This is a genomic window from Bacillus cereus group sp. N24 (assembly GCF_016483345.1).
GTDB lineage: Bacteria > Bacillota > Bacilli > Bacillales > Bacillaceae_G > Bacillus_A > Bacillus_A toyonensis.
This window is the reverse complement of the sequence record NZ_JAEHCA010000155.1, coordinates 1-239: the sequence shown is the minus strand read 5'-3', so window position 1 is coordinate 239 and position 239 is coordinate 1. Positions and strand designations below refer to the sequence as shown.

Sequence of the window (239 nt, the reverse complement as noted above, 5' to 3'; positions counted from 1 at the left end):
GAACAACAAGAGTTCGAATCATCTTTCCCATATCAAGAGACAGAGGATCAGTTACGTTCTATTGACGAGATTAAAAAAGATATGGAACGCGGACGCCCGATGGATAGGCTCCTTTGTGGTGATGTAGGGTATGGAAAGACTGAAGTGGCTATTCGTGCGGCATTTAAAGCAATTATGGATGAAAAACAAGTTGCAATTTTAGTACCGACAACGATTCTTGCGCAGCAACACTATGAAAC

1 protein-coding gene is annotated in these 239 nt (G+C 41.8%); it reads left to right on the top strand.

Annotation, left to right across the window (positions count from 1 at the left end):
- The coding region (locus JDS95_RS30825; protein ID WP_199691072.1) for a DEAD/DEAH box helicase at positions 1-239 on the top strand (239 nt) is incomplete at both ends.